13 protein-coding genes are annotated in these 14368 nt (G+C 42.6%); 6 read left to right on the forward strand and 7 right to left on the reverse strand.

The features are described 5' to 3' along the window. Position 1: 1 nt before the first annotated feature. From lepB to glgC, 4 genes are all read right to left on the reverse strand, one after another. Positions 2 to 826, reverse strand: a complete 825-nt coding sequence (gene lepB / locus C1X04_RS13850; protein ID WP_110577154.1) for a signal peptidase I — start codon at positions 824 to 826, stop codon at positions 2 to 4. A 50-nt stretch (positions 827 to 876) separates the two neighbouring features. Further along, on the reverse strand, positions 877 to 2682 hold the full coding sequence (gene lepA / locus C1X04_RS13855) for a translation elongation factor 4 (protein ID WP_137170256.1): 1806 nt from the start codon (positions 2680 to 2682) through the stop codon (positions 877 to 879). 246 nt (positions 2683 to 2928) lie between these two features. Beyond that, positions 2929 to 3561, reverse strand: coding sequence for a riboflavin synthase subunit alpha (locus C1X04_RS13860; RefSeq protein ID WP_137170257.1), 633 nt, complete (start codon positions 3559 to 3561; stop codon positions 2929 to 2931). Between the two features lie 329 nt (positions 3562 to 3890). Then, positions 3891 to 5147 (reverse strand): glucose-1-phosphate adenylyltransferase, encoded by a 1257-nt coding sequence (glgC, locus tag C1X04_RS13865; protein WP_110577151.1) that lies wholly within the window; start codon positions 5145 to 5147, stop codon positions 3891 to 3893. A 93-nt stretch (positions 5148 to 5240) separates the two neighbouring features. Between glgC and glgA the strand changes: the two genes are divergently transcribed. After that, entirely contained in the window at positions 5241 to 6680 is a 1440-nt protein-coding gene (gene glgA / locus C1X04_RS13870; RefSeq protein ID WP_137170258.1) for a glycogen synthase GlgA, read from the forward strand. A gap of 27 nt (positions 6681 to 6707) precedes the next feature. On the opposite strand, the gene C1X04_RS13875 is transcribed toward glgA, so the two are convergent. Together C1X04_RS13875 and C1X04_RS13880 are read right to left on the reverse strand one after the other, a co-directional pair. Next, positions 6708 to 7538: an ABC transporter substrate-binding protein gene (locus C1X04_RS13875; RefSeq protein WP_110577149.1), complete on the reverse strand. Its 831-nt coding sequence runs from the start codon at positions 7536 to 7538 to the stop codon at positions 6708 to 6710. 268 nt (positions 7539 to 7806) lie between these two features. Next, positions 7807 to 9981 carry a transglycosylase domain-containing protein gene (locus C1X04_RS13880; protein WP_254682271.1) on the reverse strand — a complete coding sequence of 725 codons (2175 nt, stop codon included), beginning with the start codon at positions 9979 to 9981 and terminating at the stop codon, positions 7807 to 7809. Positions 9982 to 10387: 406 nt separating this feature from the next. Between C1X04_RS13880 and C1X04_RS13885 the strand changes: the two genes are divergently transcribed. The 4 genes from C1X04_RS13885 to modC are packed head-to-tail and all read left to right on the forward strand — an operon-like array spanning position 10388 to position 13352. Further along, positions 10388 to 10717, forward strand: a complete 330-nt coding sequence (locus C1X04_RS13885; RefSeq protein ID WP_110577148.1) for a Rieske 2Fe-2S domain-containing protein — start codon at positions 10388 to 10390, stop codon at positions 10715 to 10717. Positions 10718 to 10750: 33 nt separating this feature from the next. Next, complete coding sequence (modA, locus tag C1X04_RS13890) at positions 10751 to 11542, forward strand: molybdate ABC transporter substrate-binding protein (RefSeq protein ID WP_137170260.1); 792 nt, start codon at positions 10751 to 10753, stop codon at positions 11540 to 11542. A gap of 11 nt (positions 11543 to 11553) precedes the next feature. Then, a complete protein-coding gene (gene modB, locus C1X04_RS13895; RefSeq protein WP_137170261.1) occupies positions 11554 to 12252 on the forward strand; it encodes a molybdate ABC transporter permease subunit in 699 nt (232 codons plus the stop codon). Continuing rightward, positions 12249 to 13352 carry a molybdenum ABC transporter ATP-binding protein gene (gene modC / locus C1X04_RS13900; RefSeq protein ID WP_175404951.1) on the forward strand — a complete coding sequence of 368 codons (1104 nt, stop codon included), beginning with the start codon at positions 12249 to 12251 and terminating at the stop codon, positions 13350 to 13352. Before modB ends, modC begins: the two co-directional genes overlap by 4 nt. 13 nt (positions 13353 to 13365) lie before the next feature. Here the strand turns inward: modC and C1X04_RS13905 are convergent, their stop codons facing one another. Next, positions 13366 to 13818, reverse strand: coding sequence for a DUF2798 domain-containing protein (locus C1X04_RS13905; protein ID WP_137170263.1), 453 nt, complete (start codon positions 13816 to 13818; stop codon positions 13366 to 13368). A gap of 102 nt (positions 13819 to 13920) precedes the next feature. On the opposite strand from C1X04_RS13905, the gene C1X04_RS13910 reads away from it, so the two are divergent. Then, positions 13921 to 14367 carry a MarR family winged helix-turn-helix transcriptional regulator gene (locus tag C1X04_RS13910; RefSeq protein ID WP_110577144.1) on the forward strand — a complete coding sequence of 149 codons (447 nt, stop codon included), beginning with the start codon at positions 13921 to 13923 and terminating at the stop codon, positions 14365 to 14367. The last annotated feature ends 1 nt before the right edge of the window (position 14368 follow it).

Genomic DNA, 14368 nt, shown 5'->3' on the forward strand with positions numbered 1-14368 from the left:
CTTATTCAATCAAACCGTTATTTTTAAAACTTGGAATACTGAAAAACTCATCCCAATGTAACCACACGTAAAAAGCGCGGCCTTTCATATTCTCATCAGGAACAAAGCCCCAGAATCGGCTATCTGCGCTATTATCTCGATTATCTCCCATTACAAAGTAATGACCTTCAGGAACCGTCCATTCTCCTTCATGGGGAGTAAATCGGAAACTATTATAAATCTCGTGCTGCACGCCACCTAAGTTTTCGTTAAATAGCTCAACCGGCTCTTGATCCGGATTCAACGACACAGGCAACTTAGCTAAAAACTCTTTACTCACTTGCTTGCCATTTATCGTTAAGATCTTATTGCGATAAACAACATGATCACCAGGCAAGCCCACCAAACGTTTAATATAGTTTAAATCAGGTTTTAGCGGGTACTTAAAAACCACTACATCACCACGTTTTGGCTCTGTGGTAGGAATAATAGTGGTATTGAGTACTGGCAAACGAAGTCCGTAATCAAATTTATTCACCAGAATAAAGTCACCAATCTTTAACGTCGGCAACATAGAACCAGATGGGATCTGAAAAGGTTCGACGACAAAAGAGCGCAGACCAAAAATAATTGCGATTATGACAAAATAAGACTTAACCTCTACAACAAATTTAGGGGTTTGCGCCAATCTTTCTTTCGCATCTTTGTCTAAAGCACTGCGCGCCTCTGTCGCCATGCTCGCCAGAACCTGTTTACGTTTTGGTAAATATACAATGCGGTCGTAAACCCAAAAAACACCGGTTACCAAAAACGCAATCGCCAGTATCAATTCGAAATCAAAACTCATACTTCATTTCTCCGCCTTGGTGCGCTCGCGCGCACCAGTTGATTTTCTGGCTAGCTATCAAGCTGCAAAACCGCAAGGAAAGCAGACTGTGGCACTTCAACGTTGCCCACCTGCTTCATGCGTTTTTTACCTTCTTTTTGTTTCTGTAGCAATTTCTTCTTACGGCTCACGTCACCGCCATAACATTTCGCTATAACGTTTTTACGCAACGCTTTGACCGTTGTTCGCGAAATGATTTTCGCGCCAACCGCACCCTGAATGGCAACATCAAACATCTGACGAGGAATCAGATCTTTCATTTTTTCACACAAAGCACGCCCTCTGAACTGAACGTTATCTTTATGCATAATCAAGGCTAATGCATCAACACGCTCACCATTGATAAGTATATCCAAACGGCACAACGGAGCAGGACTAAAGTGAGAGAAGTTGTAATCCAACGAGGCAAAACCACGGCTACAAGACTTCAATTTATCAAAGAAATCCATTACCACTTCGTTCATTGGCAACTCATAACGCAGTTGCACCTGACGACCAACGTACAACATGTCTTTTTGAATGCCACGCTTTTCCACACACAAAGTAATCACGTTCCCCAAGTATTCCTGTGGAACCAAAATATTGGCTTCAACAATAGGTTCACGCATTTCTTTAATAGTGCCAGGGTCAGGCATTTTAGATGGGCTATCAACATTGATAACCTCACCATTGTTTAATTCAACTTCAAAAACTACCGTTGGCGCTGTCGTGATCAAATCGAGATCGTATTCACGTTCTAAACGTTCCTGGATGATTTCCATATGCAACATTCCTAAGAAGCCACAGCGGAAACCAAAACCCAATGCGTCTGAACTTTCAGGTTCAAAGAACAAGGAAGCATCGTTTAGGGTTAATTTATCCAAGGCAACACGGAAATCTTCGTATTGGTCAGAGCTTACAGGGAAAACACCAGCGTATACTTGCGGCTTAACTTTCTGGAAACCAGACAATTGAGGCACATCAGGAGTCGATGAGTGTGTAATAGTGTCACCAACAGGTGCGCCATGAATGTCTTTGATACCAGCAACAACATAACCCACTTCACCAGCGCGCAGAACACCAGTTTCTTTACGCTTAGGCGTAAAAATACCCGTCATATCAACAGGGTGAGTTTGTTTAGTCGATTTAATATAAATCTTGTCTTTCTTACGTAATGTTCCTTGCTTGATACGAACAAGAGAAACAACGCCTAGGTAATTATCAAACCATGAATCAATTATAAGCGCTTGAAGCGGCGCATCTACGTCACCTTCTGGTGGTGGTATAGTCGCAACCAATCGCTCCAATACATCATCAACCCCCATGCCTGTCTTTGCAGAACAAGTCACAGCATTCATGGCATCAATACCAATGATCTCTTCAATTTCTGCACAAACACGTTCAGGCTCAGCCTGAGGCAAATCGATTTTGTTCAAGACTGGCATAACTTCGAGGCCTTGCTCGATAGCGGTATAACAGTTTGCAACAGATTGAGCTTCAACACCTTGCGCCGCATCCACTACCAATAATGCGCCTTCACAAGCAGCCAGTGAGCGTGATACTTCATACGAGAAATCTACGTGTCCAGGTGTATCGATGAAGTTCAACTGATAGACCTGACCATCTTTCGCATGGTAATCCAGCGTGACACTCTGCGCCTTGATGGTAATGCCTCGTTCACGCTCAATGTCCATTGAGTCGAGAACCTGAGCCGACATCTCACGCTCGCTCAAGCCTTCACAAGTCTGAATGAAGCGATCGGCTAATGTCGATTTCCCATGGTCAATGTGGGCGATGATACTAAAATTGCGTATGTGCTTAAGATTATTGGAAGACACTATTTACTCACACTTAAAAAGCGATATTTGAATGATTTCCTGTTGATAAATAAGCCACATATGCACACATTTTCATCAAAATGGCGTTCAAATTGAGCTCCATTACCATGTTTGTACTATGAAAAAGCTTATCAACACATTTTCAGGATAGAAATTGGCGAGCATTCTACCGAAAATCGAGCGTGGACTCCATTTATTTCAGCGGTCAAGCCAGAAGAGCCCAGCAAGTTAAGTCTATGTATAGGATTAAGGCAACACAATCCCTCTTTCTTTTAAGACTCGTTCAACCGTGTCGACGGTGGCTTGTGTGTGAGAATCAATTTCAAGATTGACTCTGTCGCCCACACTGAGCATTCCAAACGTTGTTAACCTTAGTGTTTCTGGGATTAACGATACCTCTAACCAATCATCACCAATGTCGCTGATGGTCAAACTCGCGCCATTCAAGCCAACATAACCCTTATCAAATAAATAGCGTCGTGCATCGACGTCATGTTGGCGATCTGTCGTAAAGCGGATATGAACACTTTCTTCGATTTTTTCAATACGCGTGACACAAACAGACGTCATGATGTGACCAGACATAACATGCCCGCCTATTTCATCACCCATGCGCGCCGCACGTTCAAAGTTGACCGTATCACCCGCCTGCAGTAAACCAATATTGGTTAATGCTAACGTGGTATCAATCACATCAAACGTTAAAACATCATGGCCAATCTCAGCAACGGTTAAACAAACACCATTAATCGCAACACTAGCCCCTAACTGCTGCCCCAACATCACACCCGCTGGGAAGACAATTTCTAGTCGTTTATTACGACCAACTTGGCTTGTACTTTGAACCGATGCAGTACCTTGAACAATACCCGTAAACATAAAGAATCCTCATTCATAGGTGAAAAAATGTGCGGTATGACGAACTTAATGCTGGCCACCAGCGAGACTGAAGAAGAAATGAACACTTTTATTCAAAGCTGCATCAGAACTGGTTTTGAGCAAGTTATCACAGTGTCACCAATAGGGTTATCCACAGGTTACGGGGATAACAGTTTCTTCACAAAAAGATAAAACTAAACCTTACTAATGCGCCCATTTTATCCATTTTCAAGTTGGCAGTAAGCATTGCTCGGTAAAATTAAAAAAAAAGCCGCTTCATCATAAGCGGCTTTTCGGTCTATACGGGAGAGAAACCTAGTCTATTCGCACTACTTCTCAGATAGGGCGTCAATCATGCCCTGAGTCACCAAGACAATCCCATCAGAACTACGATAAAAACGCTCAGCATCTGCAACAGCATCTTCACCAATTACTGTTCCTTCGGGTATATGGCAATCGGAATCCACCACCACTTTGTTTAAGCGACAATTACGACCTATATCACAACGAGGCAAAATAACGGATTTATTCACATGTGAGTATGAATTGACTCGCACATTGTTGAACAAGATAGACTGCTCGACTGTAGAACCTGAAACAATACACCCAGCCGATACAACAGAATTCAACGCCGTACCAATACGTTCTTCGTAATTGTAATTAAACTTAGCGGCAGGACGTTGATATTGGGTGGTACGAATAGGCCAATCTTCGTCGTACAAATCCAATTCAGGGACTAAACGGGTCAAATCCATATTGGCTTCCCAATACGCAGTCAAAGTACCAACATCGCGCCAGTAAGGTTTGTCTGGGTAGCTTTTATTATCAATCACACTGTTAGCAAAATGGTGAGCTTTTATTTTGCTTCTGCCAACAAAAAGAGGGATCAAATCTTTACCAAAATCATGGCTCGACGCATCATCACTGGCATCAGAGCGCAGATTCTCAGATAAAAATTTTGTATTGAAAATATATATTCCCATACTAGCAAGAGACACATCGGGTTTGCCTGGCATAGTAGGAGGATTAGAGGGTTTCTCTTCAAAAGCGATGATGTTGTCATTGTCATCGACATGCATAATGCCAAACTGATCCGCTTCTGCCAAAGGAACTTGAATACACGCAACAGTGACATCGGCACCACTGTCTATGTGCTCTTGCAACATAACACTATAATCTTGCTTATAAACATGGTCACCGGCAAGAATTAAAATATATTCACTTTCCAAGCCGTTAATCATGCTTAAGTTTTGATAAACAGCATCTGCTGTTCCACGATACCAATCGCCTCCAGTCTGCTGCTGAGCAGGCCAGAGTTCAATAAACTCATTAAAATCGGAACGCAAGAAGTTCCAACCACGTTGCACATGTTGATTTAAAGTATGAGACCGATACTGAGTTAAAACGGCGATTCGTCTCATACCTGAATTCATGCAGTTAGAAAGCGGAAAATCGATAATTTTATACTTACCCGCAATCGGGACAGCGGGCTTAGAGCGGTTATCCGTCAATTGCTTTAATCTTGAGCCACGTCCACCGGCTAAAATAATGGACAAAGTTTTCATACGCGCCGTATTTAAATCCATGTAATGCCCTTAAAATTTTTATCAACACACTCTATTTGAAGTTTCATTTAGGTATACTCGTATCATTATTCCAAATCAATAAGATGCCTAATAATGAAAATACTCTTTGCCGCTTCCGAAATTTACCCTCTAATTAAAACTGGTGGATTGGCCGATGTCGCAGGTGCCCTTCCCGTCGCTCTTCGAAAGAAGGGCCTTGATGTCAAACTTATCATGCCTGCCTATCAAGGCATACTTGAAAAGGTAGCGCCAATTCAAAAGAGTATCAACCTTGGAAATCCATTTGGTGTTGGAGATTTGTTACTTCTTGAAACCCATATACCAGAAAACAACACACCGATTTACCTCCTCCAATGCCAAGCGCTGTACGAGCGTGAAGACGGCCCTTACGTTGATCGAAATGGAATAGACTTCAAAGACAACCACATCCGCTTTGCCGCCTTATCATGGGCGACAGCAACACTCGCTTTGCATGGCAATCTGATCGATTGGCAAGCAGACATTCTTCATTTAAATGACTGGCAAACAGGGTTCGCGGCAGCTTATCTTGAAAGCTGGAAAGTAAAACATCTTCCGATTGTGACAACAGTACATAATTTACGCTATAACGGAAGTTTTGATATGGATCAATTCTCTGACACATTTTTATCGACTGAACTACTCAGCATGCATGGCATGGAATTTTATGGCCGCTTCTCAGGACTAAAAGCTGGCCTTGTGTATGCAGATGCAATCACCACCGTAAGCCCAACCTATGCACAAGAAATCCTTACACCAGAATACGGTGATGGTCTTGATGGCACATTAAGAGCGATGCCTGAGAAACTGGTTGGCATATTGAATGGCGTAGACTACGAGCAATGGTCACCAGAAGTCGACCCTCTCATCGCTCAACAGTACAACACAGACAACCTAGAACAAAAACAGGCAAACAAGCTCGCCTTGTTACAAGAAAACAGTCTATCGGAAGACCTGAATCAGCCCATTTTTGGCGTAGTCAGTCGGTTGACCGAACAGAAAGGACTAGACCTTATTTTAGAGGTTATGCCCAACTTGTTAGATAAGGGCGCAAGACTCGTTGTGTTAGGTTCTGGAGACAAACAGCTGGAATCTGGCTATTTAGCCTTACAAGATAAATACCCAGAACAAGTATCCGTCCGCATTGGTTATTTTGAAGACTACTCACATCGCATCCAAGCTGGGATTGATGCTTTACTCATCCCTTCTCGATTTGAGCCGTGCGGTTTAACACAACTTTATGCTTTAAAGTACGGCACTCTGCCAATCGTAAGGCAGACAGGCGGACTGGCTGACAGTGTTTTTGAACTCACAGAGAAGGCAAATGGCTTTGTCTTTGCTGATGCCAGTAAAGAAGCTTTACAGGCCGCCATGGAGCGTTGCATGACTTGTTTTCATCAGGATAAAGTGCGCTGGCAAGCATTACAAAAAAACGCAATGAGCTATGACTTTAGCTGGGAGGCCGTTACAGATCAGTGGGAAACATTATATAAATCGCTTCTTATTGATAAATAAGCCTATTTTCATCAAGCGGGTTATCTTTTATTCAAGAGATAACCCAGCGTGACGACTCTCTTCCCATAACTTTTCGCCCTCAACCAAGGCTTTTTCAGTAAAGCCCTCCTGCCTCATTTCTTGCAAGGCAATAGCGATCCGATACTTTAAATCATCATTATTGCATGGCGACTTTTTAGACATAGTTAGGTATAAGCCTTCGCTGCTTATAAATGGCTGCCGAGCAACAATAGTATCAGACAAGCCTAAAACCACAGAGTAAGCTTGAGCAGGACTTTTTTCATATAAAACATAATCAACACGATCGGCAGCAAGCATTCGCAACGCTTGCGATAAACTAGCAACAGACAATATGCTTAATTTACTCTGGGCAAATTGATCAAACTCCTGACCAAAACTGTTATTGATAACGGTAACGCCCCACTTACCAATCAGATCTTCTTTTTTATCAAAAGCAAAAGGCTTGTCTTTGCGTTGCCACACAACACTCGTTGTATGAAGCATGACAGGTGTGAAATAGTCCATATAATCGGCACGTTCAGTGGTGTAGAACGCACCGGCCATTAAATCAATACGCCCGTTTTTTACTTCATTTTGCGCTCGTGACCAAGGCCCCACATGCACCAACCGAATAGGAATATCTATACGTTGGCTCAACTCATCAATAATAAGGCGATTTACACCTTGTAGAGTCTTTGCATTTGGTTGCGCTTGCCACAAAAAAGGAGGGTATTCTGAATTACCTGATGCCGTAAGCTGGGTGCATGATGAAGGAAGAGTTTCTTCACCTAAAACGGCCGAACTTTTAAAGAAGGTCGCCATTAATAAGCAGCAAACCAGGTGTGTATGTAGTCGCATATCACGCCACTCCCCATAACAAATAAAACTCAAACAACAAGTGACGCGCTGTACTCTACAAATATAGTGATCACGTTACAGCGAAAAATACGTAAGTTCATTAACCATTTATAACAGCAACCGACCCTTGTGTTCACACACAACATTGTCGGTAAATATAATCACGATTCGATTATAAAAAACAGTAATCTGTTTCATTCCAATACTCTAAAAAGCAGAATAAAGCCCTAAACCTTATAACCCCTTCTTTAGACGAACCCTAATCACCTTAAAAAGGCCAAAAGCAGGAAGTACTGTCTTTAGGCTCTGTTCCTAAAATAAAAGCCAGAGTGATTTTATCACTACAGCGGCTAGCCGCTATTTCAAATTCGTCATCGAGCACATCATAACGAGCCGCGCCACTAGGCAAACTTGTTGGCAGTGATCTAGGGTTTACGTTTTTAGTAAAGTCTATCCAGACTTTTTGAGCACCACTGCTTCCCGTTATGCTGAGTGGCACATTGTTGTCATCACCTAGCCAGACGGTTGAAGAGTAATCTCCCGTAATACCAACAAACCAACTGTCTTTTTGCTGGTTAGTCGTTCCCGTTTTAGCCGCAAAATTCAGATCTGGAAACGCTGCCTGTGCAGCACGCGCCGTACCTATTTTCGGCGTTTTTGTCATTCCATCCAGTGTCACAGCCAGCAAAGCATCGGTAAAAGGCACATCGTTTTGCTGATCAAAACGCTTCATCATTCGATCATTTTGATCCATTACCGCAAGGACGACACCCAATTCACTGCTTTTACCTTGGGATGCAATCGGCTGATACAAACGCGACACTTCAAACGGAGACAATTCTAATGCCCCCAACGCCATGGCTGGATGCATAGTAAAGGAGCGCTTAACTCCTAATTGTCTTAACGTATCCCCAACCCGATCAAAGCCTATTTGCTGTGCCAGTGAGACGGTCGCCAAATTATAAGATTTCGCCATCGCTTCATACAGATGCACCACACCATGCGTTTTACGATCATAGTTTTCAGGCTCCCAAATCTGGTCACCGACCTTGAAACGAAGTCGCTTATCTTCAATTTTTGACCACCATGTATAACGCCCAGTCGCCAAAGCTGACATATAAAGTGGCGGTTTCACTAATGATCCAATAGGTCTAACAGCGCCTAACGCTCGGTTAAACCCTGTGTAGTACTGGCCACTCGAACCAACAATAGCGCGCACCTGCCCTGTTACTCGATCAGTAACTACCATCGCACCTTGAAGGCCTTTTAATTTCGCATCACGTCTTTCTAATGCGCTTACCTGACGCTGCATTGCAGCACTAGCAGCACGTTGTGCTCGAATATCAACACCAGTATAAATACGTAAATTTTTTGTCGCCAAAGTCGTTTCATCAAAATCTCGAGAAAGCTGCATAGCAACAAGGTCTAAATAATCACCATATATAGAGCGCTCTTTCTTCTTACTGGCAAGACGAATAGGTCGCTTGATTAGGCTTTGATAATCCTTATCGGATAAACGACCTTGCTCTTTAAGCACCGCTAAAACGGTATTGCGTCGAGCTTTTGCCCTATTTGGCGAACGTTCAGGATTGTATAAAGATGGGCCTTTTACCATGCCAACCAAGAGCGCAAATTCATCTATATTAAGCTCGTTTAAAGGTCGGCCGAAAAAGTGCTGACTGGCGGCTGCAAAGCCATGTAACGCACTGCTACCAAGCTGAGCCAGATACACTTCATTCATATACGCGGTAATAATGGCTTCTTTTGAATAGTGATACTCAAGCAACAAACTCATCACAACTTCGGTTAATTTGCGTGTATAAGTTCGCTCCGAAGTTAAATACATATTTTTAACCAATTGTTGAGTCAAGGTAGAGCCGCCCTGACGTCTAGCGCCGTGGGTAAAATTAACAATAACAGCTCGTGCAATCCCTGTTAATGAGATCCCCCAATGATGATAAAAATCGCGATCTTCAACAGCCACCAGAATATCAATAAGGGGTTGGGGTATTTCCTTGTAGGTCAATATTTGACGGCTTTCTGTGTTACCACCATATAAATAGCCAATACGTTGAGGCTCGATTCTGGCCTCATCGACTTCATCACCATTCAACGCTTGAATAACCAAACGTCCATTTTCGAATGAAAAAATGCGTCTTTCACTTTCGTGGAAACCAAGATGATCGACATACGAACGAAGGTGTGCGCTTACTTTTGTCTGACTACGAGCAGCCCAACCGACTTTTTGACTGTTCCGGCCAAAACGATAACCCGTTTCTTCCAGCAAGCTCTCTAAATCTTGTTTTTTCCAAGGCGCGCCGCTCGATAAGATAATAGGAGCACTGTAAACCTCAGAAGGCACCTGCCACTTTTGGCCTTCAAAACGTTCCACCACTTGCCCGTTTAACCACCAGACCCAAACAGCAAATGGGATACTGGCCACTAATGAGAGAATAAGCCCCCACTTAAAAAGAAAACGAAACGACCTCTTCAAAAAAGAAGATTTGCGCACTTTTTTCGTTTGGGACGAAGATTTACGAGAGGATTTTGCCGGAGTTTTTTTAGCCATGGCGGCAAGTATAAGGAGCTTGTCAAACGCAAGCAACGATCAAAACCCAACTAGCTAAATTATTGCATATTGACTCATTTGCCATAGCACTTTAGAGTCGTTCCTCACGGAATGCTTAACTAACTGACATTCCCTTGATATTTAATCACTTAATCGGCCGTAGAATTGGAAGAAAACAGCACTAGATTGGAATAAATATCTCTCTGCTCTAGTTCGCATAAACACGAAATGCGCCAATTCTCACAAACAAGTAATCCATTATAAATAGTGCGGTAATCACGTGTTTAATAAGTATCTCATTCCAGACGCGCAAAACCTTCCAGAAGGAAAAGCGCTGAACATAAAAGTAGCAGAATACAACTTTTTAGTGACGAAACAGCAAGGTCAAATTTTAGCCTATGAGAACCTTTGCCCTCACCAGAAAAAGCAATTAAGTTGCTCTTCAAATACCACCTTGGACGAAGGCGGAGATTATTTGAAATGCCACCATCATGGCGCTCTCTTCTCTCCAATTGACGGCACTTGCATAACAGGACCTTGTCAAGGTAGCCATTTAAAGAAGGCCACTGTTGGCATGGAACAAGGCAACTGCTATCTCCTTTTTGCCTAACGGCTCTTTTACTTAACCACACGCTGGACAAACATGGGTCACAATGCATTTTTAGTTAACATAACGCTTTTTCTACAAAACAAGTTTAGCGTCTTGTTAACTATGGCTTTGTGTTGCCTGCTCTCTACCAAGTTGTTCGCGGCTGATACACTTCACCTTGCGGTAGCCTCTAATTTTATTTCACCAATAAAGCAGCTTGCACAAGACTATGAAGAGGAAACAGGACAAAAAATACAACTGTCTTTTGGTTCTTCAGGGAAGCTATTTGCCCAAATCCAGCACGGGGCTCCCTATGATATTTTCTTATCTGCCGATGTCGCCAAACCCCAGGCGTTAATTCAAAGTCAATTTGCCTTAGCTGACAGCATCGTCACGTATGCCAAGGGGCAATTAGCCCTATGGTCTGTTACGCCTTTGGGGTCAGACATAAAAATCAGCTTGCAGAACAGCAATCGCATCGCCATTGCAAACCCAAAACTCGCGCCCTACGGAAAAGCTGCACAAGAAAGCCTGCAAGCATTATCGCTTTGGAATACGGTTGAACAAAAGCTAGTTCAAGGAGAGAACATCGGACAAACCTATCAATTTGTCTATTCTCAAAATGCCGATATAGGTTTTGTAGCGTACTCACAAGTATTGGCAGGGAAAGTAAAAGGCAACACCATTAAAATCCCGAGCGAACTTCATAGTGATATTAACCAAGCTGGGGTAATTTTATCGCATTCTAAAAATGTAGGACTCTCCCGCGCCTTCATGGCATTTTTGATGCGCCCTGACACCCAAGCTAAAATTACTCAGTTTGGTTATGCAGCGCCAAACAGCTAGGCCGAATCACAATGCACCTTACCTCCGAAGACATTGATGCTATTTGGCTAACACTTAAGCTAGCCAGCCTAGTCACTTTTTTACTGATTATTATTAGCACACCACTGGCATGGTGGTTAGCAAGAACACAATCTTGGTTAAAAGGCCCTATTAATGCCATTGTAGCGATGCCACTGGTATTGCCCCCAACGGTACTTGGCTTCTATTTACTGCTCTTTTTGAGTCCGCAGGGAGCAATAGGCTCGATAATGAGCAGCATGGGGTTACCAGCGCTGCCTTTTAGTTTTACAGGTTTAGTCATTGCTTCCATGCTCTATTCACTTCCGTTTGTTGTACAACCTATTCAAAATGCTTTTTTAGCCATAGGAAAAGGGCCTTTAGAAGCCGCAGCCACTTTACGCTCTTCCCCTTTAAATCGTTTTTTTTATGTTGCCATTCCATTAGCAAGACCCGGTTATATCAGTGCTGCGATTCTTGGGTTTGCCCATACCGTGGGCGAGTTCGGAGTGGTTCTTATGATAGGTGGAAACATAGCCAGTGAAACAAGAGTGATTTCTATACAAATATATGACCATGTTGAAGCACTAGAATACGGCCAAGCTCATACACTGTCTCTGCTAATGGTGGTCTTTGCATTTATCGTACTTGCCTTTTTATACGGCGTTCAAAAACACCAAAAAAGCAAAGCTGTCTCAGGGGGATTACTGTGACTCCAGCAGACGATAAAAAAGCATTGCACATACAAATTACTCAACCAGCCAGCAAACAGTCGCACTTCTCTTTGGATATCAACCTCCAGCTCCCGAGTACTGGCGTTACTGCGTTATTTGGACCATCTGGTTCAGGAAAAACCACGATATTGCGTCATATTGCCGGTTTAGAGGTGAGCAATAGTAGCCACATCCGCCTAGACGATACTATTTGGCAAAACTCTCAAACATCATTACCGCTGCACAAACGCCCAATAGGCTTTGTTTTCCAAGATGCAAACCTGTTTGAGCATTTAACCGCTGAAGGGAATCTGCGTTTTGCGATGAAACGAGCCAAGAAAGATCAGTCCGTTATTTCTTATCACGATGTCATTCGTTTAATGGATATCGACTCTATTTTGGCTCAATATCCGGCACAATTATCAGGTGGAGAACGTCAACGAGTCGCCATTGCCAGAGCATTGCTTATTCAGCCAAAATTATTGCTTATGGATGAACCTTTAGCCGCCCTAGATGAAACCTTGAAACAAGACATTTTGCCTTACCTAGAAAAGCTGTGTCGTCGAGCTAACATCCCTATCATTTATGTGAGCCATTCGTTAGATGAAGTAATCAGATTAGCTGACCACATGGTGGTATTGGATAAAGGACGAGTTGTAGAGGAAGGCGACATCCATACATTACTTGGAAAACTTGGTACTTCCTTTTCACGTTATCAAGATGCCAGTGTGGTTGTGGTAGGCACAGTGACTCGACATTCTCCCGAATGGGGGCTGTCTTGGTTAACAATTGGCAATCAAGCCATTGCATTTAAACAAGGTAATGAAGCACTGGGGGAGCCCGTTCGGCTACGTATCCAATCAAGAGATGTTAGCATCACGCTGGACAAACAAGACGGATCCAGCATCCTTAATCGTCTAACTGCCGTAGTTGATGATATTGAACGAGATCCCAAAGATCCTAGCCAAACTATGGTTCGGCTCATGATCGACAATACGGCAATTTTAGCCAAAATTACCGCTTTTTCTGCCCATCAATTGGCTTTGCAAAAAGGTCAATCCGTTATTGTACAAATAAAGTCTGTGGCGGTTCTTTCGTAAACACTGACAGCCTTCAAGCAGGCTTAGCCCAAAAGGCCGCTAATTTAGGCTTTATAACCAGAGACATTAAAACAGAGATCGCCAATCCAGCAGGTAAAGCAGCCATAAACGTCGCGATCCAAAAGTTAATTAAATCCTTAAGTGCTAGGAAGCCATGTAAGTTCACGGTCGTGACAACGGCCATGATCGATTCCATCAACACCGCCATAATAAGCCCGAAAACAATATTTTGCTTCATAGACGACAGGCTTGGAAATAGCATATTAACCAAGCGATTAACCATAAAAGCGATAACACCGCCAATTGGTGCAATGCATAGAATACACAAAGCAAAAGAAGACAACCAAGATGTCATGAAATCCTGGGTAAAACCAATATTTCTCCAGGTCATTAAGAAAGTTAACGAACCTCCTATAGCAATAACAAGGCTAACGATAACAGCAATTTTTTGAACTTTATTTGACATAGATTCTCTCGCGGAAAATGATAAGGTAAAAACGCCAAAACAAATTGACAAAGTCAACTATATTAAATTAAGTTGATAAAGTCAACTAAAGCAAGGATTGTCATGCAACACTACGAATCAGAACTACAAACTCTCTTCATAAATACGATCAGCGGATTAAAAGTATCAATGAAAGCCATCATGAAGGAGCAAGGACTGTCATTATCACCTTTGCATTTTATGATTTTGAAAAATATCTACGAGACAGAAAATTGCACAGCAAATTATCTTGCAGACGTAGCCGCCAAAGACAAAGGGCAAGTCACACGCTTAATTCAGGAAGTTATAAACCAAGGGCTGATTATCAAGTCTCCAAATCCAAATGATAAACGCAGCCAATACCTATTTTTAACCGACAAAGGTTTGACGGTTTATCAGCATCTAGCGCAAGCAGATCAAAAGGTTCTAAAAGAAATGAGAAAGGATGTTAGTGATGAAGAGCTCAAGGCATTCTTAAACATTGGTAAAAAAATGCTCGCTAATTTAAATACTGTCATTAGCGAGGCATAAA

It is taken from the genome of Marinomonas sp. FW-1, assembly GCF_005222245.1.
Classification (GTDB): Bacteria; Pseudomonadota; Gammaproteobacteria; order Pseudomonadales; family Marinomonadaceae; genus Marinomonas; species Marinomonas alcarazii.